We start from the raw sequence: 24,687 nt of genomic DNA, 5'->3' as shown, positions 1-24,687 counted from the left end.
ATGGGCGGCGCGGCGGGCGGTGCGGGCCGGTGAGGGGGCGCGGGCGGCCCCCGGCGGCGCCGTTGCCCCAGCGGGCCGGGATCGACCCGGTCCGACTGCGGCTGCCCGAGGACCCGGACGGGGCCTGGGCGACGGTGCGGGACCATCTGGTGGCGCGGTTCGCGGGGGCGATCGGGGCGGCCCGGGTGGACGCCATGGTCGCCGAGGGCCGGTTCGTGTCGCTGCGGGGCCCGGTCGCGGCCGGTGACCGTTACGAGCCGGGCCGGTACGTCTGGTTCCACCGGGACTTCGCGCCGGAGGAGCCGGTGCCGTTCCCGGTCGGGGTGGTCCACCGCGACGAGCACCTCGTCGTCGCCGACAAGCCGCACTTCCTGGCGACGACCCCGCGCGGCCGGCACATCACCGAGACGGCGGTGGCCCGGCTCCGCCGGGAGCTGGACCTGCCGGAGCTCCAGCCCGCGCACCGGCTGGACCGGCTGACGGCGGGGCTCGTCCTGTTCGTGGTGCGGCCCGGGGAGCGGGGCGCGTACCAGACGATGTTCCGGGACCGCCGGGTGCGCAAGGAGTACGAGGCGGTGGCCCCGTACGATCCGGGGCTGGTGCTGCCGCGCACGGTGCGCAGCCGGATCGTCAAGGAGCGCGGGGTCGTCGCCGCCCGCGAGGAGCCCGGCGAGCCGAACAGCGAGAGCCGGATCGAGCTGCTGGAGCACCGGGCGGGCCTCGGCCGCTACCGGCTGCTGCCCGCGACCGGGCGGACCCATCAGCTGCGGGTCCACATGAACGCCCTGGGGCTGCCGCTGGTGAACGACCCGGTCTATCCGGTGGTCGAGGCGGAGGGGGCGCCGGACGACTTCTCGCGCCCGCTCCAACTGCTGGCCCGGGTACTGGAGTTCACCGATCCGGTCACGGGCGGGCCGCGCCGCTTCGAGAGCGGGCTGCGGCTCTCCGCGTGGCCGGACCGGTGAACCCCGGGGACGTGCTCAGTGGCCCCGGGCGATCCACTCGTCCAGGTGCGGGGCCTCCGCGCCGATGGTGGTGGAGTCGCCGTGCCCGGTGCGGACAGTGGTCTCCGGAGGGAGCGTCAGGAGCCGGTCCCGGATCGAGTCGACGATGGTCGGGAAGTGCGAGAAGGACCGTCCGGTGGCGCCGGGGCCGCCCTGGAAGAGGGTGTCCCCGGTGAAGACGGTGGACAGCCCGGGGGCGTAGAGGCAGACGGCGCCCGGGGCGTGGCCCGGGGTGTGCAGGACCTGGAGGGTCGTACCGGCGACCTCCAGCTTCCCGCCGTCGGCCAGTTCGCCGTCCGGGGTGCGGTCCGGGTGGGTCTGCCGCCACAGCGGCAGGTCGTCCGGGTGCAGCAGGACGGGGGCGCCGGTCGCGTCGGCGAGGGCCGGGGCGGCGTCGATGTGGTCGTTGTGCGCGTGGGTGCAGACGATGGCGCGCAGCGTGCGGCCGCCGAGAGCGGCCTCGATGGCGGCGGCGTCGTGGGCGGCGTCGATGACGATCGCCTCGGTGTCGTCGCCGACGATCCAGACGTTGTTGTCGACCTCCCACTCGCCGCCGTCGAGGGCGAAGGTGCCGGAGGTGACCAGGTGGTCGATGCGGGCGGCCATCAGAGGATCACCACCGAGCGCAGCACGTCGCCGTCGTGCATCCGGGCGAACGCCTGCTCGACGTCGCCGATTCCGATGGTCTCGGTGACGAAGGCGCCGAGGTCGAGCCGCCCCTGCTGGTGCAGGTCGATCAGCATCGGGAAGTCGCGCGAGGGCAGGCAGTCGCCGTACCAGGAGGACTTGAGCGAGCCGCCGCGGCCGAAGACGTCGATGAGCGGGAGCTCCAGCTTCATCTCCGGGGTGGGGACGCCGACCAGGACGACGGTGCCGGCGAGGTCACGGGCGTAGAAGGCCTGCTGGTACGTCTCCGGGCGGCCGACCGCGTCGATGACGACATCGGCGCCGTTGCCGCCGGTCAGGGCGCGGATCGCCTCGACCGGGTCGGTGGAGCGGGAGTTGACGGTGTGGGTGGCGCCCATGGTCTTCGCGGTCGCCAGCTTCCGGTCGTCGATGTCGACCGCGATGATCTTCGCCGCGCCGGCCAGCCGGGCCCCGGCGATGGCCGCGTCGCCGACGCCGCCGCAGCCGATCACGGCGACCGAGTCGCCCCGGCCGACCTGGCCGGTGTTGATGGCGGCGCCGATGCCCGCCATGACGCCGCAGCCGAGGAGTCCGGCGACGGCCGGGGAGACCTCGGGGTCGACCTTGGTGCACTGGCCGGCGGCGACCAGGGTCTTCTCGGCGAACGCGCCGATACCGAGGGCCGGGGACAGCTCCGTGCCGTCGAGGAGGGTCATCCGCTGCTTCGCGTTGTGGGTGTCGAAGCAGTACCAGGGGCGGCCGCGCAGACAGGCGCGGCACTGCCCGCACACGGCACGCCAGTTGAGGACGACGAAGTCGCCGGGGGCGACGTCGGTGACGCCCTCGCCGACGGACTCCACGACCCCGGCGGCCTCGTGGCCGAGGAGGAAGGGGAACTCGTCGTTGATGCCGCCCTGCTTGTAGTGGAGGTCCGTGTGGCAGACACCGCATGCCTGGATCTTGACCACGGCCTCGCCGGGCCCGGGATCCGGGATCACGATCGTCTCGACCCGTACCGGCTCGTTCTTCCCCGGTGCGATGACCCCTTGCACCTGCTGCGCCATACCGTGGTCTCCTGTTTCCGTCGTTTCGCGAAGATCGAACGCGAACAACCGTACGCCCCGCGAGGGTGTCACGGCGGCGCGCCGCGTTGGCGGGAAACGACTGCCGCTCCCCCGGCGGGATGTACCGGTTTCAGTCAGATGATGCGCGATGCAGAACCTTGCCGGATTCTCCGTGGTCCTTTGATACGTAGGGGGAGCTCGGCCGATACCTGCGGGGGCAGGGGTCGTTCTCCCCCGCAACAGGGGAATCACTGATCATGGGGGAAGTACCTTGACCGAGATCATCGAGGCCACGGAGAAGATCAGTCAATCGGGGGACGAGCCTGCCGCGCTGGCGGCACCGGTGGGCGGGCTCGTGCCGTACGTCGACGCGCTGCCCGTTCCGCCGGTGCTCCGCCCGCCGGGCGGCGATGTGCTGCGGGAGACCGAGATCGCCGTGTCACCCACCTGGGTGCGGCTGCACGCGCAGCTGCCGCCGACCCTGATGTGGGGGTACGACGGCATGGTGCCCGGACCCACCATCGAGGTGCGGCGGGGCGAACGGGTCAGGATCGCGTGGACCAACCGCGTCCCGAAGGGGAGCGAGTACCCGGTCACGGCGGTGGAGGTCGGCCCGGTCGCGCCGGGCGGGCCCGCCCCGCACAACAGTCCCGGCCGGGACGGGGTGGAGCCGAACCCGGACGTCGCCGCGCTGCCCGCCTGGACGGTGACGCATCTGCACGGCGCCCAGACCGGTGGCGGCAACGACGGCTGGGCGGACAACGCGGTCGGCTTCGGCGACGCGCAGTTGTCGGAGTACCCGAACGACCACCAGGCCGCCCAGTGGTGGTACCACGACCACGCGATGAACATCACCCGGTGGAACGTGTACGCCGGGCTGGTCGGCACGTACCTGGTCCGGGACGACGAGGAGGACGCGCTCGGCCTGCCGTCCGGCGACCGGGAGCTGCCGCTGATCCTCGCCGACCGCAACCTCGACACCGACGAGGACGGCCGGCTCAACGGGCGGCTGCTGCACAAGACGACGGTGCTCACCAAGGCCCACCCGGAGACCGGGAAGCCGGTGTCGCTGCCGTTCCTCGGCCCGTACACGACGGTCAACGGGCGGATCTGGCCGCATCTGGACGTGGACGACGCCTGGTACCGCTTCCGGCTGGTCAACGCGTCCAACGCGCGGATCTACGACCTGGTGCTGGTGGACGACGAGAACAACCCGGTGCCGGGGGTGATCCGGCAGATCGGCAGCGACGGCGGCCTGCTGCCGCGCCCGGTGCCGGTCGACTTCGACGCCTCGCTGCCGCAGTTGACGATCGCGCCGGCCGAGCGGATGGACCTGCTGGTCGACTTCTCGGCGCTGGCGGGCCGCCGGGTCCGGCTGGTCAACCGCGGCAAGCTCGCCCCCGGTGTCGCCGACCCGGCGTCGAACGTGCCGTTCCCGCAGGTGATGGAGTTCCGGGTGCGGGAGACCGGGCGGCGGGACACCTTCGAGCTGCCCGAGGTGCTGTCGGGTTCCTTCCGGCGGTACGAGCACGGCCTGGTGGAGCACGGGCACCGGCTCGTGGTGCTGACGGTGCCGGGGACGGTCGGCGGCGGCGGCCATCCGGAGATCTGGGAGATGGCGGAGGTCGAGGACCCGTCGACGGTGACGGTGCCCTCGGACGGGGTCCTCCAGGTCCGGGGCGAGGACGGCACGGTGCGTACGTACCGCAGGATCGCGCGGACCTTCAACGACGGTCTCGGCTTCACGATCGGCGAGGGCACCTTCGAGCAGTGGTCGTTCCTCAACCTGGGCGGCCCGACCCATCCGATGCACATCCATCTGACCGACTTCCAGGTGATGGGCCGGGAGGCGTACACGCTCGACGGCTTCGACCCGGCGCTCGGCGGGACCCGGTCCCCGGTGGAGTTCGACCACGGCACCAAGATCCCGGCCGCCCCCAACGAGCACGGCTGGAAGGACGTGTTCCGGGTGCCCGCCGGGCAGCTGGTGAAGGTGCTCGGGACGTTCGACGGGGCGTACGGGCGGTTCATGTACCACTGCCATCTGCTGGAGCACGAGGACATGGGCATGATGCGGCCGTTCGTCGTGATGCCGTCCGAGGCGATGAAGTTCGACCACGGCGCCGGGCACGGCGGCGGCCACCAGGGACACGGCGGCTGACCCGGACACGCCCGGCACACACACGGCGGCCCCCGCGGAGAGACTTCCGCGGGGGCCGTCGCACGTACGGGGCGGGGCTCAGGGGGCGAGGACGTCCAGTTCGTGCAGGGCGCCCACGGCGATCTCCCTGGTGAGCCGCTCCGCCGCCGCCGCGTCGCCCTCGCGGACCGCTTCGGCGAGCCGGACGTGCAGGGTGACGGCGGCCGGGTCGGGGTCCTCGAACATGACCTGGTGGTGCGTGCGGCCCGCCAGCACCTCGGCGACCACGTCACCGAGGCGCGCGAACATCTCGTTGCCGGAGGCGTCGAGCACGATCCGGTGGAACGCGGTGTCGTGCTCCAGATAGCCCTCCAGCTGCTGGCCGCGCGAGGTGGCGACCATGCCGAGGGCGCGCTCGGTGAGGGCGGCGCACTGCTCCGGGGTGGCGTTGCGGGCGGCGAGACCGGCCGCCACGGGCTCGATCGCCGAGCGCAGCACGGTCAGCGAGCGCAGCTGGCGCGGGCGGTCCGCCCCGGCCAGCCGCCACCGGATGACCTGCGGGTCGTACACGTTCCACGCCCCGGTCGGCCGTACGGTCACGCCGACCCGGCGCCGGGACTCGACCAGGTGCATGGACTCCAGGACCCGGATCACCTCGCGCACGACGGTGCGCGAGACGTCGAAGCGCCGGGCCAGCTCGTCGGTCCGCAGGACCGCCCCCGGCGGATGCGTGCCGGCGGCGATCTCCAGTCCCAGGGTGTCCAGCACATGGGTATGGAGCCCGGGGCCCTGTGTGGTCATGGACAAAGCCTACGGGGCATCCTTCGGCGACGAAAAGTACGACGTTTACGTCACAACATCTTGAATAAGTCGTACGTATGGGTTTCAGTAGCGCGACGGACCGATGTCGAGGAAGACATCGCGGAAGACTGCGAGGCACCCCCATGAGCACTCCCCACGTCGTCGTGGTGATGGGCGTTGCAGGGACCGGCAAGACCACGATCGGCCCCCTGCTCGCCGCCGGACTCGGCGTTCCGTACGCGGAGGGCGACGACTTCCACCCCGCGGCCAACATCGCCAAGATGTCGGCCGGCGTCCCGCTGGACGACGCGGACCGGTGGCCCTGGCTCGACGCGATCGGCCGCTGGGCACACGGCCGGGCGGGGCTCGGCGGGGTGGTGAGCAGCTCGGCGCTGAAGCGGTCGTACCGCGACCGGCTGCGCGCCGAGGCGCCCGGGGTCCTCTTCCTCCATCTGACCGGCGACCGGGCGCTGATCGAGGCCCGGATGGCGGGGCGTACGGGCCATTTCATGCCCACCGCCCTGCTCGACTCGCAGTTCGCCACCCTGCAGCCCCTGCGGGAGGACGAGGCCGGCGTCTCCGTCGACGTGTCCGGCACCCCTGAAGAAATCACCCAGCGAGCCGTCGCGGCCCTGCGCCGGCTCGACGACTAAGGACCTCCACCGTGACCAGTCTCAGCGTCGAGATGTTGGCAGCGGACGCCGTCGAACCGATCACCTCGGCCGGCAACGCGCAGTTGGGCATCGCCGTCCTGGCGGGCATCGCCGTCATCGTCCTGCTCATCACCAAGTTCAAGATGCACGCGTTCCTCGCGCTGACCATCGGGTCGCTGGCGCTCGGTTCGTTCGCCGGGGCGGCCCCGGCGAAGACGATCGCCAGCTTCACCGCCGGTCTCGGCTCGACCGTCGCGGGCGTCGGTGTGCTGATCGCGCTCGGCGCGATCCTCGGGAAGCTGCTGGCCGACTCCGGCGGCGCGGACCAGATCGTCGACACCATCCTCGCCCGGGCGAGCGGGCGCTCCATGCCGTGGGCGATGGTGCTGATCGCCTCGGTGATCGGCCTGCCGCTCTTCTTCGAGGTCGGCATCGTGCTGCTGATCCCAGTGGTGCTGCTGGTCGCCAAGCGCGGCAACCACTCGCTGATGCGGATCGGCATCCCGGCGCTGGCCGGTCTCTCCGTGATGCACGGGCTGATCCCGCCGCACCCCGGACCGCTGGTGGCGATCGACGCCCTCGGCGCCAATCTCGGGGTCACGCTGGCGCTGGGCGTCCTGGTGGCGATCCCCACCGTGGTCATCGCGGGGCCGCTCTTCTCGCGCTACGCGGCGCGCTGGGTGGACGTCCCGGTGCCGGAGCGGATGGTTCCGCAGCGGCCCTCGGAGGATCTCGACCGCCGTCCCGGCTTCGGCGCCACACTGGCGACGATCCTGCTGCCGGTGGTGCTGATGCTGGTCAAGGCCCTGGTCGACATCGTCGTGGACGATCCGGAACAGGGTCTCCAGAAGATCACCGACGTGATCGGCTCGCCGCTGATCGCGCTGCTGGCGGCGGTCGTGGTCGGCATGTTCACGCTGGGCCGGGCGGCCGGATTCTCCAAGGGCCGGCTCTCCACCACGGTCGAGAAGTCGCTCGCGCCGATCGCCGGTGTGCTGCTGATCGTGGGCGCGGGCGGCGGCTTCAAGCAGACCCTCATCGACGCGGGTGTGGGCCAGATGGTCCTGGACTTCTCCAGGAACTGGTCGATCCCGGCGCTGCTGCTGGGCTGGCTGATCGCGGTGGCGATCCGGCTGGCGACCGGTTCGGCGACGGTGGCCACCATCTCGGCGGCCGGTCTGGTCGCCCCGCTGGCGGCCGACATGTCGACCTCCCACGCCGCGCTGCTGGTGCTGGCGGTCGGCGCGGGCTCGCTCTTCTTCAGCCATGTCAACGACGCCGGGTTCTGGCTGGTGAAGGAGTACTTCGGGATGAGCGTCGGCCAGACGGTGAAGACCTGGTCGGTGATGGAGACGATCATCTCCGTGGTCTCGCTGGCCTTCGTCATGCTGCTGTCGCTGATCGTCTAGGGACCGTCCGGACCGCCTCCGTCGGCGTCCACCGGCCCGGGGTGCACCCGGGCCGGTGGGCGCCGTCGTCGTACCGGCCGGCCCGGTTTCCAACTGCCGCGCGATCGGACCCCGTTGGTGAATCGGTAGCCTTTCGCCCGTTTCGCCGCCGGCCCCGGCGGCGCGTGCCAGACTTGACCGCATGTCGAACCACGAGCCTCTTGACGAAACCCTCAGGGCGCCGCTCGAAGGCCCCGCCGGGGAACCCCTCAAGCCCTTCCTGCTGGCCTTCCCGGGGCCGCTGCGCGACCAGCTGGTCGAGGCGGTCCTCACCGGTGCGAAGGTCTCGACGACCGGGCTGCTCGCCGAGTACGAGGCGGAGGACGAGGAGCTGCCGCCGGTGGGCGAGCGGTCCGCGCTGATCGACTCGGACGGCCGGGAGGTCGCCGTACTGGAGGTGACGGAGGTACGGGTGCTGCGCCTGGGCGACGTCGGTCTCCAGCACGCGGTCGACGAGGGCGAGGGTTATTCCTCGGTGGCCGAGTGGCGTGCGGCGCACGAGCGGTTCTGGCACGGCGACGAGATGCGGGAGGCGCTCGGCGACCCGGGCTTCACCGTCGACGACGACACCATGGTCGTCGCCGAGCGGTTCCGCGTCGTCGAACGGCTGGACCCCGCCGCGGGAGCGCGGTAGCCGGGCGCCTCAGCCGACCGCCTTCGCGGCCGCCCGGCCCGCCGCCCGGCCGGAGAAGATGCAGCCGCCGAGGAAGGTCCCCTCCAGCGAGCGGTAGCCGTGCACCCCGCCGCCGCCGAAGCCGGCCGCCTCGCCCGCCGCGTACACCCCGGCCAGCGGGGTGCCGTCCTCGGTCAGCACCCGGGAGGACAGGTCCGTCTCCAGCCCGCCGAGCGACTTGCGGGTGAGGATGTTCAGCCGTACGGCGATCAGCGGACCGGCCTTGGGGTCGAGGATGCGGTGCGGTGCGGCGGTGCGGATCAGCTTGTCGCCGAGGTAGGCGCGGGCGCCGTGGATCGCGGTGATCTGGAGGTCCTTGGTGAAGGGGTTGGCGATCTCGCGGTCCCGGGCGACGATCTCGCGGCGCAGCTCGGCCTCGTCGATCAGCCCCTCGCCGGTCAGCTTGTTCATGCCCCTCACGAGCGCGGAGAGGTCCTTCTCCACGACGAAGTCGACCCCGTTGTCCATGAACGCCTTCACCGGGGCCGGCACGTCGGCGCGGGCCCGGCCGATCACGTCGCGGATCGACTTGCCGGTGAGGTCCGGGTTCTGCTCCGAGCCGGAGAGCGCGAACTCCTTGCCGATGATCTTCTGGTCGAGGACGAACCAGGTGTACTCGTGGCCGGACCGCATGATGTGTTCGAGGGTGCCGAGGGTGTCGAAGCCCGGGAAGAGCGGGACCGGGAGCCGCTTGCCGCGGGCGTCCAGCCAGAGCGAGGACGGTCCGGGCAGGATGCGGATGGCGTGCTTGGCCCAGATCGGGTTCCAGTTCTCGATGCCCTCGGTGTAGTGCCACATCCGGTCGCGGTTGATGTGGTGGGCGCCCGCCTCCTCGGCGATGCCGAGCATCAGTCCGTCGACGTGGGCGGGGACGCCGGAGAGCAGTTTCGCGGGCGGGGTGCCGAGCCGGGCGGGCCACTGCCGGCGCACCAGGTCGTGGTTGCCGCCGATGCCGCCGGAGGTGACGATCACCGCCTGGGCCCGCAGTTCGAAGGAGCCGGCCACCACCCGGCTGCTCGCGGTGCCCCGGGCCGCGGCACTCGGCTCCAGCACCTCGCCGGTCACGGTGTCGACGGTGCCCCCGGTGCGGCCGAGGCCGGTGACCCGGTGCCGGAACGCGAAGCGCACGAGGCCCTTGGCGACGCCCTCGCGGACCCGGCGCTCGAAGGGGGCGACGACGCCGGGGCCGGTGCCCCAGGTGATGTGGAAGCGGGGTACGGAGTTGCCGTGGCCCGTGGCGTCGTAGCCGCCGCGCTCGGCCCAGCCGACCACGGGGAAGAGCCGCAGCCCCTGGGCGCGCAGCCAGGAGCGCTTCTCACCGGCCGCGAAGTCGACGTACGCCTCGGCCCACTTGCGCGGCCAGTGGTCCTCCTCGCGGTCGAAGCCCGCCGTGCCGAACCAGTCCTGGAGCGCCAGCTCGTGGCTGTCCCTGACCCGCATCCGGCGCTGCTCAGGCGAGTCGACCAGGAAGAGGCCGCCGAAGGACCAGTGCGCCTGGCCGCCGATCGACTGCTCGGGCTCCTGGTCGAGCAGGATCACCGAGCGCCCCGCCTCGGCCAGTTCGGCGGTGGCCACCAGCCCGGCCAGCCCCGCCCCGATCACGATCACATCAGCGTCGTACGCCATGGGTTCCATCCTTGTCGGGGCGGTCCGGTACCGGGGCGTGCGGTCCTGCCGGGGCCGGAAGTTACTCGTGCGTCAGATCTTCTGCACCGGCCGCCACGGCGTCAACCGCCCGGTCGGCCCCGTTCCGGCCGCACCCGGGGCACACCGGCGCTATCGTCGGTACACATCACCCCATTTCCGGCCCTGTACGAGGTAGCGGCATGTCGGTGCTGGTCGTCGCGCTCGCCATGAGTGCCGCCTGCTGCCTGGGATTCGGCTTCGTCCTCCAGCAGGCCGCCGCCTCGCACGCCCCGAGGAGCGACTACCTCTCGCCCCGGCTGCTGCTCGACCTGATGCGGGTGCCGAGCTGGCTGGCCGGGGTCGGGCTGATGGTCTGCGGGATGGTGCTGGGCGCCCTGGCCCTGGCCAACGGCGAGGTCTCCGTCGTCGAACCGCTCCTGGCCACCAATCTGCTCTTCGCGATGACCCTGTCCCGCCACCGCACCGGCCAGCGGCTCGGCCGCCAGGGCTGGGCCGGCCTCTGGCTGCTGGCCGGCGGGGTCGCGGCCTTTCTGCTGGCGGGGCGGCCCGAGGGCGGCGAGGCGGTGACCAGTGCGGCGCGGCACTGGCTGGTGGTCGGGGTGGTGGTGGGGACCGCGCTGCTGCTGACCGCCGTCGCCAAACGCGCCGTCACCGCGGCCTCCCCCGCGCTGCTCGCGGTGGCGGCCGGGCTGCTCTACGGGCTCCAGGACGCGCTCACCCGGGTCAGCGGCCAGCTCATCACGGGCGGCGGGTGGACGGCGCTGCTCACGGCGTGGCAGCCGTACGCCGTCGTACTGCTGGGGGTGACGGGGCTGCTGCTGGTGCAGAGCGCGTTCGAGACCGGGCCGCTCAGGGTCTCGCTGCCCCCGCTGACCGCCGCCCAGCCGCTGGCCGGGATCGCCTGCGGGATCGGCTTCCTCGGCGACCGGCTGCGCACCGACGCCGGGGCGCTGGCCTGGCAGGCCGTCGGGCTCGCCGCGATCGTCGTCGGGATCGTGCTGCTCGGGCTCCATCCGGCGATGCCGGAGGGGCCGGTGGGCGGTCGGCGGGAGAAGAGCCTCCAGCCCAACTGAGCTGCTCGGGACGCCCCTCCACTGGTTTTTAATAATGGCCAGTATTAGAGTGCGGGTATGGCGCGAACGTCCGGTCCCGAGACCCGGGAGAAGCTGATCCGCGCGGCCGAGGAGATCTTCGCCGCCCAGGGTCCGGACGGCGCTCAGCTGCGTGACATCGTCCGGCTCGCCGGGCAGAGCAACCCCTCCGCCGTCCAGTACCACTTCGGCTCCCGGGCCGGGCTGCTGGACGCGGTGATGGCGGGCCGCCAGGACCGCACCGAGCGGGTGATGGCCCGGCTGCTGGACGCGCTGGACGCGGACTGCGGCGTACGGGAGCTGGTCGCCGCGCTGGTGACGGCCGAGGCGAGTCTGCTCGCCGACGACCGGGGCTGCCGCTGCCTGCGGATCTCGGTCCGGCTCACCCATGAGACCGGGCTGCGGACCGGCACCCCTCATCCCGTCCTGGACGACACCCACTACGGGCGGCTGATCGCCCTGCTCAAGGACCGCCTGGACGGTCTGCCCGCCCCGGTCCGCCTGGAGCGCCTGGACCTGGCGCTCACCCTGATCGGCGCGGCGTTCGCCGACCGCGCGCGCCAGCGGCTCGACGGGATCGAGCCGCTGACCGGCGAGGCGCTCTTCCTCGCCGATCTCGTCGAAACCACCACCGCGTTCCTGCGCGCCCCGGTGCCGGGCACCCCCTGAGGGGTCCGTACCGCCGGGGCCACCGCATCACGCACCCTTCCGTACCGCACAGAGGAAACACCATGACTGACACGAGCAACCTCAGCGACAAGACCGTCATCATCACCGGCGGCGCCCGGGGCCTGGGCGCCGAGGCCGCGCGCCTCGCGGTGGCGGGCGGCGCCAACGTGGTGATCACCGACCTGCTCGACGAGGAGGGTGCGGCCACCGCCGCCGAGCTGGGCGGGAAGGCCCGCTTCGTCCACCACGACGTGACCTCCGAGGAGGACTGGCAGCGGGTCGCCGAGTTCGCCGTCGCCGAGTTCGGCCGGATCGACGGTCTGGTCAACAACGCCGGGGTGTCGACCGGGATGCCGCTGGAGACCGAGAGCGTCGAGCACTTCCGCAAGGTCATCGACATCAACCTGACGGCCGTCTTCATCGGCATGAAGACGGTGATCCCGCTGATGAAGGAGAACGGCGGCGGCTCGATCGTCAACATCTCCTCGGCGGCCGGTCTGATGGGCCTCGCCCTGACGTCCAGCTACGGCGCCTCGAAGTGGGCCGTGCGCGGACTGACGAAGGTCGGCGCGGTGGAGCTCGGCACGTCCCGGATCCGGGTCAACTCGGTGCACCCGGGCATGACGTACACCCCGATGACCGCCTCCGTCGGCATCCAGCAGGGCGAGGGCAACTACCCGAACACCCCGATGGGCCGGGTCGGCGAGGCCCCGGAGATCGCCGCCGCGGTCACCTTCCTGCTCTCGGACGCCGCCTCGTACATCACCGGTGCCGAGCTGGCCGTGGACGGCGGCTGGACCACCGGTCCGACCGTCAAGTACGTCATGGGCCAGTGATCCCGCGGCGGTGTCCTGATGTTGGATGGGGAGCATGACTCCTTCTGACGAGATCCTGGACATCGTCGACGAGAACGACCAGGTCGTGGGGCAGGCCCCGCGCGGTGAGGCGACCGCGCGGGGCCTTCGCCATCGCTGCGTCTTCATCGAGGCCCGGGACGCGCAGGGGCGGCTCTTCGTCCACCGCAGGACCCCGGGGAAGCTGGTCTTCCCGTCCCACTACGACATGTTCGTCGGCGGGGTGGTCGGTGCCGGCGAGTCGTACGACGAGGCGGCGCTGCGGGAGGCGGAGGAGGAGCTGGGGGTGTCCGGACTCCCCCGGCCCGAGCCGCTCTTCAAGTTCCTCTACGAGAGCGCCGGGCACTCCTGGTGGTCGTACGTCTACCGGGTGCGGTGCGAACTGCCGGTCAGCCCGCAGGTGGAGGAGGTGGCCTGGCACACCTTCCTCACCGACGACGAGCTGGCCGCGCGGATCGACGACTGGCCGTGGGTGCCGGACGGGCTGGCGGCCTACCGGCGGCTGCGCTCCTTCCGGGCGGACGGGGCGGGCTCCTGAGTCCGGTCGGCGCCCGTCCCGGGGGAAGCGGCGGATAGGGTCCGGACGTGATCGAATTCGTGCGGGGCCTGCGGCTGTGGTTCGCGCCGGAACGCGTCCGCGAGGAGGGCGAGACGCCCGACTACCGGTTCTCGCTCGCCAACGAGCGCACCTTCCTCGCCTGGATCCGGACGGCCCTGGCGCTGATCGGCGGCGGTTTCGCGGTCGACCAGTTCCTGCCGGAGCTGGCCTGGGGCGTGCGCGCGGGGCTGGCGCTGGCCCTGCTGGCGGCCGGGGTGCTGTGCGCGCTGCGGGCCGTCAACCACTGGGTGCGGTGCGAGCGGGCGATGCGGCGCGGGGAGGACCTGCCGGTCTCGCGGTTCCCGGCGCTGCTCGGTCTGGCGGTCGCCGTGGTGGCGGTGGCGATGGTGGTGGTGGTCCTCTTCGGCTGGGAGGGCCGGTGAACGGTGTGGCGCGCGATCCCGGGCTCCAGCCCGAGCGGACCCGGCTGGCCTGGCGGCGTACGACGCTGTCCTGCACGGTGGTGCTGGCGCTGGCGGCGAAGCAGGCGCTGCACGCCGGGGCGGGCCCGGCCGCGGTGGTGGCGGTGTCGCTGAGCGCGCTGGCCTGGCTGGCGATGCTGGTGGTGGCGCACCGGCGGGTGCTCCGGATGGGGAGTGCCCGGCCCCGGCCGCTGACGGTGCGCGGCGCGCTGGCGGTGGCCGGGTGCGCGGTGGTGCTCGCGGGGTGCGCCACGGCCATGCTGTTCTGAGCCGCCGCGCGTACGGGGTGCGGGGCCCGGGCGGGCCGCCGCACTCCTAGGGGGTGTCTGATAAATGAGTGCGGGTGAAGGAGCGGGGGCCGGTGCGTGCGGTCGCAAGGCGCCGGGGCGTCTGCGTGGCGGAGCCACGTGGGCGGTTCGGCAACGCCGCGAGCGTGCGTGCCGGCCCCCGCGACGCCGCAGGCATTTGTCAGACACCCCCTAGCGCGCCGGTCACCAGCGGGGGATCGCCGGGGTCCGCCACTCCGGTTCGGCCTTGCGCATCGCGGCCGCGTCGTCGCGCTCGCGCATCGTGCCGTCGTCGTCGAGCCAGCGCCGGTGCAGCGCGGCGAGCCGCTCGCGGTCGAGTTCGACGCCGAGGCCGGGGGCGTCGGAGACGGTGAGGTGTCCGTTCTCGAAGACATGGCGGGTGGTGATGACGTCCTCGGTCTGCCAGGGGTAGTGGCTGTCGCAGGCGTAGTCGAGGTTGGCGACAGTGGCGGCGACGTGGGTCATCGCGGCGAGGCTGATGCCGAGGTGGGTGTTGGAGTGCATGGAGAGGCCGACGCCGAAGGTGCGGCAGATCGCGGCCAGTTCCCGGGTCCGGTGCAGCCCGCCCCAGTAGTGGTGGTCGGAGAGGACGACCTGCACGGCGCCCCGGGCGAAGGCCTCCGGCACCTCGGCGAGGGTGGTCACGCACATGTTGGTGGCCAGCGGTACGTCGGTGCCCGCGGCGACCTCGGCCATCGGCCCCGTACCGGTCGCCGGGTCCTCCAGGTACTCCAGTACGTCCTTGAGCTGGTCGGCGACGTACAGCGAGGTCTCCACGGACCAGGCACCGTTGGGGTCCAGGCGCAGCGGCCGGCCGGGGAACTCCTCGGCCAGGGCGCGGATCGCGGCGATCTCCCGGTCGGGCTCGAAGACGCCGCCCTTCAGCTTGAAGGACGAGAAGCCGTACTCGCGGGCGAAGCGGCGGGCCTGGGCGACGACGCCGGCCGGGTCGAGGGCGGCGCCCCAGTCGTCCCGTTCGCCGCCCTCGGGGTGGGCGGCCCAGCGGTGGAAGAGGTAGGCGCTGTACTCGACGCGGTCGCGGACCTTTCCGCCGAGCAGGGCGTGCACGGGCAGGCCGAGGGACTTGCCCAGCGCGTCCAGGCAGGCGACCTCGAAGCCGGAGACGACGGAGAGCCGGAGCTTGTCGGCGGTCTGGACGCCGCGCAGGCCGCCCGCCTCGACCCGGTCGTCGGCCGCGCCCGAATCGCCGCACACCGCGTCGGCCAGTGCGAAGAGGCCGTTCAGATCGCTGACCGGGCGGCCCCGGAGCGCCTCGGCGAGCGGCCGGGCGAGCTCCAGGTACTTCCCGTCCCCGTACGTCTCACCGACACCGGTGACCCCACCACGGGTGACGACCTCCACGACGAGCCGCGGGGTGTACGGCTGGTGGACTCCCTGGGTGTTGAGCAGGGGCGGGTCGGCGATCAGGATCGGGGTCAGCCGGACGTCGTCGATCAGCAGCTCTGTATTCATACGTGAACTCTATTCAGGGATACGACTGAGCACCAGACTCCTGAGGGATCGAGAAACGCCGCCCCGCCCCGGGGGGCACGGACGACCCGCCGCCGGACACTGGACGACATACCGACTGGTCGGCATGATGGTTCCCGTCTTTCTTCCCCTCCGGAGGTGCGCACGATGAGCTCAGTCCCCCCGCCGGGCACCGGCCCCGACGTCTCCCCGCCCGGTCTCGACCTCGACCGGCTGCGCGGGCATCTCGACCGGGAGCGGCCGGGGCTGGTGGGCGGACCGCTGCGGGCCCGGCTGATCGAGGGCGGCCGCTCGAACCTCACGTACGCCGTCACGGACGGCACCGGCCGGTGGGTGGTCCGCAGGCCCCCGCTGGGCCATGTGCTGGCCACCGCGCACGACATGCGGCGCGAGCACCGGGTGATCAGCGCCCTGCACCCGACGGGTGTGCCGGTGCCCGAGCCGGTGCTGCTCTGCGAGGACGAGTCGGTGAACGGTGCGCCGTTCTACGTCATGGAGTACGTGGCGGGCACCCCGTACCGCACGGTCGAGCAGCTCGCCCCGCTGGGCCCCGGGCGCACCCGGGAGGCGGTCCTCGGGCTCGTCGACACCCTGGTCGACCTGCACGCGGTGGACCCGCAGGCCGTCGGGCTCGGCGACTTCGGGCGTCCCGAGGGCTTCCTGGAGCGGCAGCTGCGCCGCTGGGGCAAGCAGCTGGACGCCTCGCGCAACCGCGAACTGCCCGGCATCGACGCGCTGCACACCGCGCTCGGCCGCGCGCTGCCCGCCTCGCCCGCGCCCACCGTCGTGCACGGCGACTACCGGCTGGACAACGTGCTGATCGGTGACGACGACCGGATCAAGGCCGTGCTGGACTGGGAGATGTCCACGCTCGGCGACCCGCTCACCGACCTCGGCCTGCTGGTCATGTACAGCTCGGACCTCGGCCTGGCCGAGTCACCGGTCTCCACCACCAGCGGCGCCCCCGGCCACCCCTCCCCCGCCGAGCTGATCGAGCGCTACGCCGCCCGCTCCGGCCGGGACACCTCCGCCCTCTCCTGGTACACCGCGTTCGCCTGGTTCAAGCTGGCCGTGATCCTGGAGGGCATCCACTACCGCTACACCCTGGGCCAGACCGTCGGCGCCGGCTTCGACCGGATCGGCGACCTCGTCCCCGTCTTCATCGAGCACGGCCTCACCACCCTCCAGGAAGGCTGACCCATGGACTTCGCGTTCGACGCCCGCACCGAGGAGCTGCGCGCCCGGCTGCTCGCCTTCATGGACGAGCACGTGTACCCCGCCGAGGCGGCGGCCGAGGAGCAGCGCGCGCTGCTGGCCTCGCCCTGGGACACCCCGCGGGTCGTGGAGGAGCTGAAGGCCGAGGCCCGGCGGCAGGGGCTGTGGAACCTCTTCCTCCCCGATCCGGCGTACGGGGCCGGACTGACCAATCTCCAGTACGCCCCGCTGGCCGAGATCACCGGCCGCTCCCCGCAGCTGGCGCCCACGGCGCTCAACTGCGCCGCCCCGGACACCGGGAACATGGAGGTGCTCCACCAGTTCGGCACCGACGAGCAGAAGAAGCGGTGGCTGGAGCCGCTGCTCGCCGGGGAGATCCGCTCGGCGTTCGCGATGACGGAGCCCGAGGTGGCCTCCTCGGACGCGACGAACATCGAGACCCGGATCGCGCGCGAGGGCGACGAGTACGTCATCAACGGGCGCAAGTGGTACATCTCCGGGGCGATGAACCCGGACTGCGCGGTCTTCATCGTGATGGGCAAGACCGATCCTGCTGGCGCCGACATCCGGCGCCAGCAGTCGATGGTCCTGGTCCCGCGCGACACCCCCGGCGTCGAGGTCCGCCGCGCCATGCGGGTGTACGGGTACGAGGACCACTACCACGGCGGCCACGCCGAGGTGGTCCTCACCGATGTGCGGGTGCCCGTCACGAACCTGGTCGGCGAGGAGGGCGGCGGCTTCGCCATCGCCCAGGCGCGGCTGGGTCCGGGCCGCATCCACCACTGCATGCGGCTGATCGGCATGGCGGAGCGGGCGATCGAGCTGATGTGCCGGCGGGCGGTGTCCCGTACCGCCTTCGGCAAGCCGCTCGCCCAGCAGGGCGTCGTGCAGAACTGGATCGCGGACGCCCGGGTCACGGTGGAGCAGCTGCGGCTGCTGGTGCTGAAGACCGCGTGGCTGATGGACACGGTGGGCAACCGGGGCGCGCACACCGAGATCCAGGCCATCAAGATCGCCACCCCGCGTGCCGTGGTCGCCATCCTCGACCAGGCCGTGCAGCTGCACGGGGCGGGCGGCGTCGGCCAGGACCTCCCGCTGGCCGAGCTGTGGGCGGCGGCCCGGACGCTGCGGCTGGCGGACGGCCCGGACGAGGTGCACCAGCGGTCGCTGGCCCGGCGCGAGATCAAGCGGTACGTGTAAGGCGGATCGGGGCCGTGCCGGGAGCGGCGCCCGGTGCGCCCCGCCGTGTCGGTGGAGGAGCCGTCGTCGCGCGCCCGCCGGGGATCACCGGACGTCTCCCGGCGTACGGGGTCGGCTCCCGCCCGCCCCGATCCGGTCCAGTACGTCGGTGTAGCGGGCGCGCCGGTCGGGGCGGGCGCGGGCGGCCGCGGCGCGCAGGGCGGGGACGGCCGTCGTGCCCAGGGCGGCCAGCCCCTCGGCCGCCGCGTCGCGGACCGCCGGGTGCGGATGGCCGAGCAGCCCGGTCACGGCGGGGAGGGCGGGGGTCCAGGCCGCCCGGCAGAGGGTGCGGACCGCCATGCGCACCACGTCCGGGCTGGGGTCGTCCAGCAGGGTCCGGGTGTGGTCGAGGTGGGCCGGCCGGTCGAGCATCGCCCGTGAGGTGCGGTGGGCGCGCAGCCGGACCCGGGCGCGGGGGTGGGTGAGCAGCCCGGCCAGCAGGCCGGACAGGCGCGGGTCGTCGTCGGGTGCGGGGCCGGGGTGCGCCTCGGCCAGCGCGGTGAGTGCCCGGCAGATCTGTTCCGGTGTGCCGGTGGCGGCCAGCTCCAGCAGCTCCTGGCGGGACGGGCCGGCGCCGGTCGCGGCGGGTGCGGGTTCCCGGCGCTCGCGGAGCGCCGCCAGGGCGGCAGCGTCGTGCCGGGCCGCGTCCGGGCCGCGCAGGGGGCCCTCGACGAGCAGCAGCCGGTCCGCCAGGTCGCCGTGGCCCTCCTCGCGCAGCCGTCGCCGGGCCCGCTCCAGGGCCGGGGTGCGCAGCAGCGGGCGGCCGGCGAGCAGTTCCAGGGAGCCCCGGTCGCCACCGCCCGGCCGGTCGGCGAGGAGCGTGGCGAGGGCGTCGGCCGGGCAGGCGCGCAGGGCGTCGCGGATCGCCCCGGCCTCGGCGGGCGGAGCCGTTCGCCACCACTCCAGCAACAGCGGCACCAGCCGCTCCAGTTCCCGGGGTCCGAGCCGGGCGGCGGTGTGCGCGACCCGGTCGCGCAGGACGTCCCCGGCGCGCAGTTCGGCCGGGTCGAGCAGGGGCAGCGCACGGGCCAGGCCGGTGTCGACGGGCAGGTCGACCCGGCCGCGCAGATACGCGCGGAGCACCGGCAGCCGGGCCTCCGGCTCGGGCCAGCGGGCCAGGGCCAGGGCGGCGGTGCGGCGGCGGTCCTCCCCGGGCCCGTCCAGCAGGGTCAGCAGCCGCTCCCGCTGGGCGGCCGAGCGGGGCTGGTCGAGGTCGTCCCCGCGTACCCGGCGTGGGGGCGGGGCCGGGGTACGGGCGGTCTCGGCGAGGGTCCAGGGCGGTGCGTCGAGGGGCTGGAGGTGTGCCATCCAGTCGACGAGCGCGGTGCGGGCCCCGGGGGCGGCGGTCTCGTGGGCCCCGGCGAGCGCGGCCAGCCGGTCCCTGGAGGGGACCGTTCCGTCGTCCCGGGCGCGGAACCGGGCCAGCGCCTCCGGGGTGCGGGCCGCCTCCTCCAGCGCCCCGCGCCAGGCCCGGGCCCCGGCCGGGAGCGGCGTGCCGTGCTCCGGTACGGCGAAGGCGGCCCGGAGCACGGTGGTCGCGCCCCGCCAGGGGTCGGCGCCGAGCCGGGCGGCGGCGAGGTCCCGGTCGAGGTCTGCGCGGACCGGGACCGCGCCGAGCAGCCGCAGCAGCGGCACCGTGGAGCGGGCGGGGGCGACCGGGGCGGGGCGCAGGGCACGGACGGCGGTGGTGGCGGCGGTCCGGGCGGAGGCCGTCAGCAGCGGGGCGGCGGATTCGAGTACGGCGACGAGGTCGTGCCGGTCCCGGTCGCGGGCGTCGGCCAGCGCGGCCAGCAGGACCGGGGCGGAGCGGGCGTACGCGCCGAGTTCCGCCGCGCTCCGGGGCCCGGGGCAGGTCCGCAGCGCGTACCGCACCACCCGGCTCCGCAGCGCCGGGTCCCGGCGCACCGGTGGCGACGCGGCGAGCCGGAGCCAGTCGGCCAGCAGCGGTCGCAGCGCCTCGGTCCGGTCCGGGGCGGGCATATCGTCCCGCCCGGCCAGGCGCAGCGCGACGGCCGCGTCCCAGCCGTCGGCCAGCAGGGTTCCGGCATCCCGGTCGGCCGCGCGGGGCGCGGGCGGGGGCGGCCCGGCGGAGGGGACGGCGATGCCGTGGCGGGCCAGGGGTGCGGCGAGGTCGTCCAGGGTGCCGGTGGCCGGGCGGACCCGGCCGGACGCCAGCAGGGCGAGCAGCGGGGCCGCCACCGGTGACTCCTGTTCGGCCAGGGCGCGGACCGCGCGGGTGCCGAGGGCGCCGGACAGGCCGAGCAGGAGGCGCTCGCGGACGGCGGTGGGGCGGGCGTGCTCGGCGGCGGCCAGCAGGGTGGCGGCGTGGGCCTCGCCGAGTACCGTGCGCAGGGCTTCGACGAGGGTGTCGCGCAGGGCGGGGTTGTCCTCGCGGCCGAGCCGGTCGAGGAGCCCGGGGACCGCCGCCCGGCCGCCGGTGCGGACCAGGGCCGCGGCCGCCGTCTTGCGGATGTTCGTGTTCGGGTGGTCCAGGCGGTCGGCGATCGCGGCGCTCGCCCAGTGGGCCCGGGCGTGGCCCAGGGCGAGCAGGGCCTGCCGTACGGTCTGGACGTCCCGGGCCCGGGTCAGCGCGATCAGGGTCGCCGAGAGGGCCTGGGCGTCCTCTCCCGCGGCGTCGCGGGCGAGGAGGGCGATGGCGTGCTTGCGGACGTGCCGGTCCCGGTGGCGGGTCAGCCGGTGCACCCGGGCCCGGGTGCCCGTCCAGGGGGCCCTGAGCAGCAGTTCGAGCAGGATCACCCGCTCGTGGTCGAGGAGTCCGGAGCGGTCCAGCAGCTCCAGGGCGAGGCTCGCGACGAGGGCGTGCCCGGCTGCGTCGGCGTCCGTGGCGGTGAGCAGGCAGACCGGTCTGATCGCGCCCCGCCCGTGGAGCCGGCGGCCGAGGCCGTGCAGGGCGTCCAGGATCTCCTGGGGCACCACGGGCTCCCCGGCGGGCTGCCCGTGCTCGCCGGTCCGGTCGGGGGCGCCCGGTTCCCGCGCGGTGGCCAGTGCGGAGACGACGCGCAGCAGCAGGTCGGCGAGGGCCGGGAGGGTGTCCGCGTCGCCGTGGGCCGCCAGCCGGCACAGCGCGGCGTCCGGCCGGTCCGGGTCGAGGTGGGAGCGGAGCAGGGCCAGCTCCCCGGGATCCGGGCGGCCGAGGCCGGCCGCGATGCGCGGGGGCAGGTCGGCGGGGTCGAGCCGGGCGAGCAGGGCGCGGCGGCGCTCCGGGTCACGGTCGAGCCGCCAGAGCAGTTCGAGGGCGCGGTGGCGTACCGGGCGCAGATGGGGCGCCACCTGGTCTCCGGTCGCCGTGCCGAGGCCCAGTCCTTCGCCCAGGGCCAGGACCGTCCGGTCGCCGCCGATCGCCTCCAGGGTCTCCAGGGCCGCGTCCGGCGCCGAGGGCAGCAGGGCGAGCACCGCCTCCTCGGCGTCCGTGTGGCGCAGTTCCCGGATCGCGTCGAGGAACGGGCCGGGTGCGGGGGCGGCGGGCAGCAGCCGGGTGACGGCGGCCCCGACCGGGAGGTCCCCGGCGCCCTGGGCGGCGAGGGCGGTCAGCAGGGCGAGCCGGCGCGGCCAGTCCGGGTCCGCGGCGGGGGCGTCGGTGAGGACCCGGAGCGCGTCCTGGCGGACGGTGAAGAGGACCGTCGCCACGTCGTGGGGTGCGATGGAGTGGTCCGCGAGGGCCAGGCCGACGACGACGGGGACGTCCGGCCCGTCCGGGAAGTGCCCGCGCCGGTGGAGGCCGCGCAGGCAGGCCACGGCCGGGGCGCCGAGCAGCAGCGGATCGCGCGCGGCGAGGGCGGTCAGCCCGCCGATGTCCGCGCGTCCGGCGAGATCTCCGAGGAGTTCCATCGCCCGCCGCCGCAGCACGGGCGCCAGGTCCGGGTCCTCGGCGGCCCCGCGCAGCAGGTCCCGGTGGCCGTGGCGGGCGGCGACCGTGAGCGCGGCACCGGCCACGGAGGCGGGTACGGGCTCCGCGGCGGACCCGGCCGGGCCGGTACGGAGGAACGGGGCGAGGAGGCCGGGCGGCAGCGGGTCGAGCGCCGCCCACGGCTCCGCCAGCCCGTCCAGCGCGGCAGTGACGGCCTCGGTGCCGCCGGTGCCGCCGGTGTCCAGCAGTCCGGTCAGGGCAGCCCGGGCCTGGGCGGGGGCCAGCAGTCCGGCGTACAGCCCCTGCCGGGCCAGCCGTACCGCCTCGGCCCGGAGCACCGGGTCGGCGCCGCCCGCCAGCTCCGCCACCAGCCGGGCCGGGCGGCGGGCGGCGGTGGTGTCCACGCCCCGGACCGCCTGGTACAGCGGCTCGCCCGGGGGTTCCTCGCGCAGCGCCGCCGCCGGGTCGTGCAGCAGATCGGCGCGCAGCCAGGCGGTCCGTACCGAGGCGGGCAGCGTTCCGGCCGTGCGCCACGGCGGGCGGGGGCGGTCGTCCAGGGCGCGGGCGAACCGTTCGTCGTGCCCGGCCCTTCCGTGGAGTCCGGCCAGGAGGAGGTCCGCCTCCGGCGGTCCGGTGAGCGTCGTGGGCAGCAGCGCGGCGAGTCCGGCCGCCTCCGCGTCGTCCGACGGCGGGCGGGCGGCGAGGTGCTCGGTGAGCAGGGCGAGGCCCAGGTGGCGCGAGGCGGGGTCGTGGTGGCGGATCAGCCGCCCCAGCTCCCGGGGCGGGAGCTCCCCGGGGTCCGTGGTGGTGTGGAGCTGTTCGCCGGCCGGGGTCCGCATCGTCGGATGCTAACCGGGCGGGCACCGGCCCGACCAGCGGATTCGGTCCCGGCAGTGGTGCGGGCGCTCAGTAGCCGCCGGAGCCCGCGTGGTCCGCCAGCGCCAGTTCGCGGGCGAAGGCGCGGACCCGCAGCAGGCAGCGGGCGAACAGCCGGACGGCCGCCGGGTGGTGCGGTCCGTGGGCCGCCGTCCACAGCACGGGGACCTGCGCGGGCCGCTGGGGCGCGGACTGCTGGATCTGCGTCATGGGACCAGCTTCGGACCACCCGCGCGATCGGTCCAACAGATGATTCAGCTGGCTCCCATCGTTATCGTGGATGGATGGAGCTTCGCCAACTCCGCCACTTCATGGCGGTGGTCACGCACGGCAGTTTCACCGCCGCCGCCCGTGCCGAGCCGATCGCGCAGTCCGCGCTGAGCACCTCCGTACGGAATCTGGAGCGGGAGCTGGGGGCCGAGCTGTTCGACCGGACCGGCCGCCGGGTGGTGCTGACCGAGGCGGGCCGGGCGCTGCTGCCGTCGGCCCGGTCGGTGCTGGCCGGTACGGAGGCGGCGCGGGACGCGGTGGCGGCCGTGTCGGGGCTGGTGACCGGCCGGGTCAGGGTCGGCACGATCCAGACGCTGACCTGCGTGGACCTGGCGGCCGGACTGGCCGCGTACCACCGCGCCTGGCCGGGGGTGCAGATCTCGCTGCGCGAGGCGACGACGCCGGAGCTGGTGGCGGGGCTGCGCGCCGGCGAGCTGGACCTGGCCTTCCTCGCCCCGGACGCCGCCGAACTCCCGGACGGCATCGCCGCCTTCGCGACCTGGCACGAGGACCTGGTGCTGATCACCGCGCCGGACCACCGGCTGGCGAATGCCGGGCGCACCCTGATCAAGGACCTCGCGGACGAGCCGTTCGTGGACTTCCGGGCGGGTACGGGCCTGGAGACCGCGGTGCGCAGGCTGGCCGCGCACTGCGGTCTGGAACGCCGGATCACCTGCGACGTCACCCAGATCCGGCTGCTCGTCGATCTCGTACGGGCCGGGATCGGGGTGGCGATCGTGCCCCGGCGGATCGGCACGGAGGCGGGGCTGCCGTGCGTGAGCATCCGTCAGCCGGAGCCCGGCCGAACGGTGGTCCTCGCCGGCCGGGCGCCCCGGCCGCGCAACCCGGCCGCCACGGCGCTCCTCGACCGGCTGACGGCCGCTGGGGGTGTCTGATGAATGAGTGCGGGTGAAGGAGCGGGGTCCGGTGCGTGCGATCGCAAGGCGCCGGAGCGTCTGCGGACGGGGTCTCCCCTGCTCGAACGGAGTCGAGAGCTCGGGGAAGGAGCCACCTGGGCGGTTCGGCGACGCCGCGAGCAGTGGGGTGTCCCCTGCTCGGGCGAAGCCGAGAGCCTGGGGACGTGCCGGACCCCGCGACGCCGCAGGCTTGTGTCGGACACCCCCTACGGGCGCAGGGCCCGCAGCAGCAGATCGGCCAGGTGGTCGGCGACCTCCTGCTGGCTGAGCGGGCCGTCCGGCCGGTACCAGGTGGACAGGTGGTGGACCGAGCCGAAGTGGTAGTCGACGATCAGGTCGGCCGGGGTGGCGGTGGAGAACACCCCGCTGCGCTGCCCCTCCTCCACCAGCGCCCGGAAGCGCTCGTGGTAGCGGCGGCGCTCCGCCCGGACCCGCTTGTTCTTCTCCGGGCTGAGGTGGTGCATCGACCGGAAGAAGATCGAGGCGTCGTCCAGGTTCTCGATGGTGGTGACGACCACGTCGGCCGCCGCGTCGCGCAGCCGCTGCTCGACGGGGGCGTCCGCGCCGGCGAAGGCGTCCAGGCGCTCCTGCTGGAGGCGGAGCACCCGGGCGTAGACCTCCTGGAGGAGGTCCTCCTTGGAGCCGAAGTAGTGGTAGAGCGCGCCCTTGGTGACGCCCGCGGCCTCGACGATGTCCTGGACCGAGGTGCGGTCGTAGCCCCGCTCGGCGAAGAGCCGGGTGGCCGCGGCCAGCAGTCGCCGGGGGACGGGGGCCTGCTCCCCGTCCGTCGCCTTGGCCATTGCCGTTACCTG

Annotated in this window: 22 protein-coding genes; 14 read left to right on the top strand and 8 right to left on the bottom strand. The window is 74.1% G+C overall.

The window, feature by feature from the left end; all coding sequences use genetic code 11:
* Positions 1–29 precede the first annotated feature (29 nt).
* Positions 30–965, top strand: coding sequence for an RluA family pseudouridine synthase (locus tag ACIQGQ_RS19090; RefSeq protein WP_385210569.1), 936 nt, complete (start codon positions 30–32; stop codon positions 963–965).
* 15 nt (positions 966–980) lie between these two features.
* Here the strand turns inward: ACIQGQ_RS19090 and ACIQGQ_RS19085 are convergent, their stop codons facing one another.
* Positions 981–1,610 (bottom strand): MBL fold metallo-hydrolase, encoded by a 630-nt coding sequence (locus ACIQGQ_RS19085; RefSeq protein WP_402397239.1) that lies wholly within the window; start codon positions 1,608–1,610, stop codon positions 981–983.
* Positions 1,610–2,695 carry an S-(hydroxymethyl)mycothiol dehydrogenase gene (locus ACIQGQ_RS19080; RefSeq protein ID WP_402397236.1) on the bottom strand — a complete coding sequence of 362 codons (1,086 nt, stop codon included), beginning with the start codon at positions 2,693–2,695 and terminating at the stop codon, positions 1,610–1,612. Before ACIQGQ_RS19080 ends, ACIQGQ_RS19085 begins: the two co-directional genes overlap by 1 nt.
* Before the next feature lie 271 nt (positions 2,696–2,966).
* On the opposite strand from ACIQGQ_RS19080, the gene phsA reads away from it, so the two are divergent.
* Positions 2,967–4,856 carry an O-aminophenol oxidase PhsA gene (phsA, locus tag ACIQGQ_RS19075; protein ID WP_402397233.1) on the top strand — a complete coding sequence of 630 codons (1,890 nt, stop codon included), beginning with the start codon at positions 2,967–2,969 and terminating at the stop codon, positions 4,854–4,856.
* A gap of 78 nt (positions 4,857–4,934) precedes the next feature.
* Here the strand turns inward: phsA and ACIQGQ_RS19070 are convergent, their stop codons facing one another.
* Entirely contained in the window at positions 4,935–5,636 is a 702-nt protein-coding gene (locus ACIQGQ_RS19070; protein ID WP_402397230.1) for a FadR/GntR family transcriptional regulator, read from the bottom strand.
* Positions 5,637–5,779: 143 nt separating this feature from the next.
* Here ACIQGQ_RS19070 and ACIQGQ_RS19065 point away from each other — a divergent pair, with 143 nt between their 5' ends.
* The 3 genes from ACIQGQ_RS19065 (at position 5,780) to ACIQGQ_RS19055 (ending at position 8,371) form a co-directional block, all read left to right on the top strand.
* Positions 5,780–6,289, top strand: a complete 510-nt coding sequence (locus ACIQGQ_RS19065) for a gluconokinase (RefSeq protein ID WP_366290128.1) — start codon at positions 5,780–5,782, stop codon at positions 6,287–6,289.
* Positions 6,290–6,300: 11 nt separating this feature from the next.
* The gene (locus tag ACIQGQ_RS19060) at positions 6,301–7,698 is read left to right on the top strand and encodes a GntP family permease (protein ID WP_402397226.1); all 1,398 of its coding nucleotides are present in this window, start codon (positions 6,301–6,303) and stop codon (positions 7,696–7,698) included.
* Between the two features lie 181 nt (positions 7,699–7,879).
* On the top strand, positions 7,880–8,371 hold the full coding sequence (locus tag ACIQGQ_RS19055) for an ASCH domain-containing protein (RefSeq protein WP_402397224.1): 492 nt from the start codon (positions 7,880–7,882) through the stop codon (positions 8,369–8,371).
* A 9-nt stretch (positions 8,372–8,380) separates the two neighbouring features.
* On the opposite strand, the gene ACIQGQ_RS19050 is transcribed toward ACIQGQ_RS19055, so the two are convergent.
* Entirely contained in the window at positions 8,381–10,036 is a 1,656-nt protein-coding gene (locus ACIQGQ_RS19050) for an FAD-binding dehydrogenase (RefSeq protein WP_402397221.1), read from the bottom strand.
* A 200-nt stretch (positions 10,037–10,236) separates the two neighbouring features.
* On the opposite strand from ACIQGQ_RS19050, the gene ACIQGQ_RS19045 reads away from it, so the two are divergent.
* From ACIQGQ_RS19045 to ACIQGQ_RS19020, 6 genes are all read left to right on the top strand, one after another.
* Complete coding sequence (locus ACIQGQ_RS19045; protein ID WP_402397219.1) at positions 10,237–11,130, top strand: DMT family transporter; 894 nt, start codon at positions 10,237–10,239, stop codon at positions 11,128–11,130.
* A 57-nt stretch (positions 11,131–11,187) separates the two neighbouring features.
* Positions 11,188–11,817, top strand: coding sequence for a TetR/AcrR family transcriptional regulator (locus tag ACIQGQ_RS19040; protein WP_402397216.1), 630 nt, complete (start codon positions 11,188–11,190; stop codon positions 11,815–11,817).
* A gap of 62 nt (positions 11,818–11,879) precedes the next feature.
* On the top strand, positions 11,880–12,653 hold the full coding sequence (locus ACIQGQ_RS19035; protein WP_352279209.1) for a glucose 1-dehydrogenase: 774 nt from the start codon (positions 11,880–11,882) through the stop codon (positions 12,651–12,653).
* A gap of 34 nt (positions 12,654–12,687) precedes the next feature.
* Complete coding sequence (locus ACIQGQ_RS19030; RefSeq protein WP_402397214.1) at positions 12,688–13,209, top strand: NUDIX hydrolase; 522 nt, start codon at positions 12,688–12,690, stop codon at positions 13,207–13,209.
* 47 nt (positions 13,210–13,256) lie between these two features.
* Positions 13,257–13,652: a YidH family protein gene (locus ACIQGQ_RS19025; protein WP_402397211.1), complete on the top strand. Its 396-nt coding sequence runs from the start codon at positions 13,257–13,259 to the stop codon at positions 13,650–13,652.
* Positions 13,649–13,960, top strand: coding sequence for a DUF202 domain-containing protein (locus ACIQGQ_RS19020; protein WP_402397208.1), 312 nt, complete (start codon positions 13,649–13,651; stop codon positions 13,958–13,960). The genes ACIQGQ_RS19025 and ACIQGQ_RS19020 overlap by 4 nt, the downstream gene beginning before the upstream one ends.
* Before the next feature lie 222 nt (positions 13,961–14,182).
* On the opposite strand, the gene ACIQGQ_RS19015 is transcribed toward ACIQGQ_RS19020, so the two are convergent.
* Entirely contained in the window at positions 14,183–15,472 is a 1,290-nt protein-coding gene (locus ACIQGQ_RS19015; RefSeq protein ID WP_402397205.1) for a glucarate dehydratase family protein, read from the bottom strand.
* Between the two features lie 165 nt (positions 15,473–15,637).
* Between ACIQGQ_RS19015 and ACIQGQ_RS19010 the strand changes: the two genes are divergently transcribed.
* Both ACIQGQ_RS19010 and ACIQGQ_RS19005 read left to right on the top strand, forming a co-directional pair.
* The gene (locus ACIQGQ_RS19010; RefSeq protein ID WP_402397202.1) at positions 15,638–16,687 is read left to right on the top strand and encodes a phosphotransferase family protein; all 1,050 of its coding nucleotides are present in this window, start codon (positions 15,638–15,640) and stop codon (positions 16,685–16,687) included.
* A 3-nt stretch (positions 16,688–16,690) separates the two neighbouring features.
* Positions 16,691–17,905 (top strand): acyl-CoA dehydrogenase family protein, encoded by a 1,215-nt coding sequence (locus tag ACIQGQ_RS19005; protein ID WP_402397200.1) that lies wholly within the window; start codon positions 16,691–16,693, stop codon positions 17,903–17,905.
* An 84-nt stretch (positions 17,906–17,989) separates the two neighbouring features.
* Here the strand turns inward: ACIQGQ_RS19005 and ACIQGQ_RS19000 are convergent, their stop codons facing one another.
* Together ACIQGQ_RS19000 and ACIQGQ_RS18995 are read right to left on the bottom strand one after the other, a co-directional pair.
* Positions 17,990–22,651 (bottom strand): HEAT repeat domain-containing protein, encoded by a 4,662-nt coding sequence (locus ACIQGQ_RS19000; protein WP_402397198.1) that lies wholly within the window; start codon positions 22,649–22,651, stop codon positions 17,990–17,992.
* A 67-nt stretch (positions 22,652–22,718) separates the two neighbouring features.
* The gene (locus ACIQGQ_RS18995; protein WP_402397196.1) at positions 22,719–22,898 is read right to left on the bottom strand and encodes a hypothetical protein; all 180 of its coding nucleotides are present in this window, start codon (positions 22,896–22,898) and stop codon (positions 22,719–22,721) included.
* 74 nt (positions 22,899–22,972) lie between these two features.
* Here ACIQGQ_RS18995 and ACIQGQ_RS18990 point away from each other — a divergent pair, with 74 nt between their 5' ends.
* Positions 22,973–23,854, top strand: coding sequence for a LysR family transcriptional regulator (locus ACIQGQ_RS18990; protein ID WP_402397193.1), 882 nt, complete (start codon positions 22,973–22,975; stop codon positions 23,852–23,854).
* Between the two features lie 227 nt (positions 23,855–24,081).
* On the opposite strand, the gene ACIQGQ_RS18985 is transcribed toward ACIQGQ_RS18990, so the two are convergent.
* The gene (locus ACIQGQ_RS18985) at positions 24,082–24,675 is read right to left on the bottom strand and encodes a TetR/AcrR family transcriptional regulator (protein ID WP_366290079.1); all 594 of its coding nucleotides are present in this window, start codon (positions 24,673–24,675) and stop codon (positions 24,082–24,084) included.
* Positions 24,676–24,687: the final 12 nt, after the last annotated feature.

The organism is Streptomyces sp. NPDC092952, assembly GCF_044754785.1.
Classification (GTDB): domain Bacteria; phylum Actinomycetota; class Actinomycetes; order Streptomycetales; family Streptomycetaceae; genus Streptomyces.
This window is presented reverse-complemented; position numbering and strand designations above follow the sequence as displayed.

Coding starts and splice junctions, on each gene's coding strand:
- ACIQGQ_RS19085 (WP_402397239.1), bottom strand. CDS start 1,610: ATGGCCGCCCGCATCGACCACCTGGTCACCTCCGGCACCTTCGCCCTC.
- ACIQGQ_RS19080 (WP_402397236.1), bottom strand. CDS start 2,695: ATGGCGCAGCAGGTGCAAGGGGTCATCGCACCGGGGAAGAACGAGCCG.
- ACIQGQ_RS19070 (WP_402397230.1), bottom strand. CDS start 5,636: ATGACCACACAGGGCCCCGGGCTCCATACCCATGTGCTGGACACCCTG.
- ACIQGQ_RS19065 (WP_366290128.1), top strand. CDS start 5,780: ATGAGCACTCCCCACGTCGTCGTGGTGATGGGCGTTGCAGGGACCGGC.
- ACIQGQ_RS19055 (WP_402397224.1), top strand. CDS start 7,880: ATGTCGAACCACGAGCCTCTTGACGAAACCCTCAGGGCGCCGCTCGAA.
- ACIQGQ_RS19050 (WP_402397221.1), bottom strand. CDS start 10,036: ATGGCGTACGACGCTGATGTGATCGTGATCGGGGCGGGGCTGGCCGGG.
- ACIQGQ_RS19045 (WP_402397219.1), top strand. CDS start 10,237: ATGTCGGTGCTGGTCGTCGCGCTCGCCATGAGTGCCGCCTGCTGCCTG.
- ACIQGQ_RS19040 (WP_402397216.1), top strand. CDS start 11,188: ATGGCGCGAACGTCCGGTCCCGAGACCCGGGAGAAGCTGATCCGCGCG.
- ACIQGQ_RS19035 (WP_352279209.1), top strand. CDS start 11,880: ATGACTGACACGAGCAACCTCAGCGACAAGACCGTCATCATCACCGGC.
- ACIQGQ_RS19030 (WP_402397214.1), top strand. CDS start 12,688: ATGACTCCTTCTGACGAGATCCTGGACATCGTCGACGAGAACGACCAG.
- ACIQGQ_RS19015 (WP_402397205.1), bottom strand. CDS start 15,472: ATGAATACAGAGCTGCTGATCGACGACGTCCGGCTGACCCCGATCCTG.
- ACIQGQ_RS19010 (WP_402397202.1), top strand. CDS start 15,638: ATGAGCTCAGTCCCCCCGCCGGGCACCGGCCCCGACGTCTCCCCGCCC.
- ACIQGQ_RS19005 (WP_402397200.1), top strand. CDS start 16,691: ATGGACTTCGCGTTCGACGCCCGCACCGAGGAGCTGCGCGCCCGGCTG.
- ACIQGQ_RS19000 (WP_402397198.1), bottom strand. CDS start 22,651: ATGCGGACCCCGGCCGGCGAACAGCTCCACACCACCACGGACCCCGGG.
- ACIQGQ_RS18995 (WP_402397196.1), bottom strand. CDS start 22,898: ATGACGCAGATCCAGCAGTCCGCGCCCCAGCGGCCCGCGCAGGTCCCC.
- ACIQGQ_RS18990 (WP_402397193.1), top strand. CDS start 22,973: ATGGAGCTTCGCCAACTCCGCCACTTCATGGCGGTGGTCACGCACGGC.
- ACIQGQ_RS18985 (WP_366290079.1), bottom strand. CDS start 24,675: ATGGCCAAGGCGACGGACGGGGAGCAGGCCCCCGTCCCCCGGCGACTG.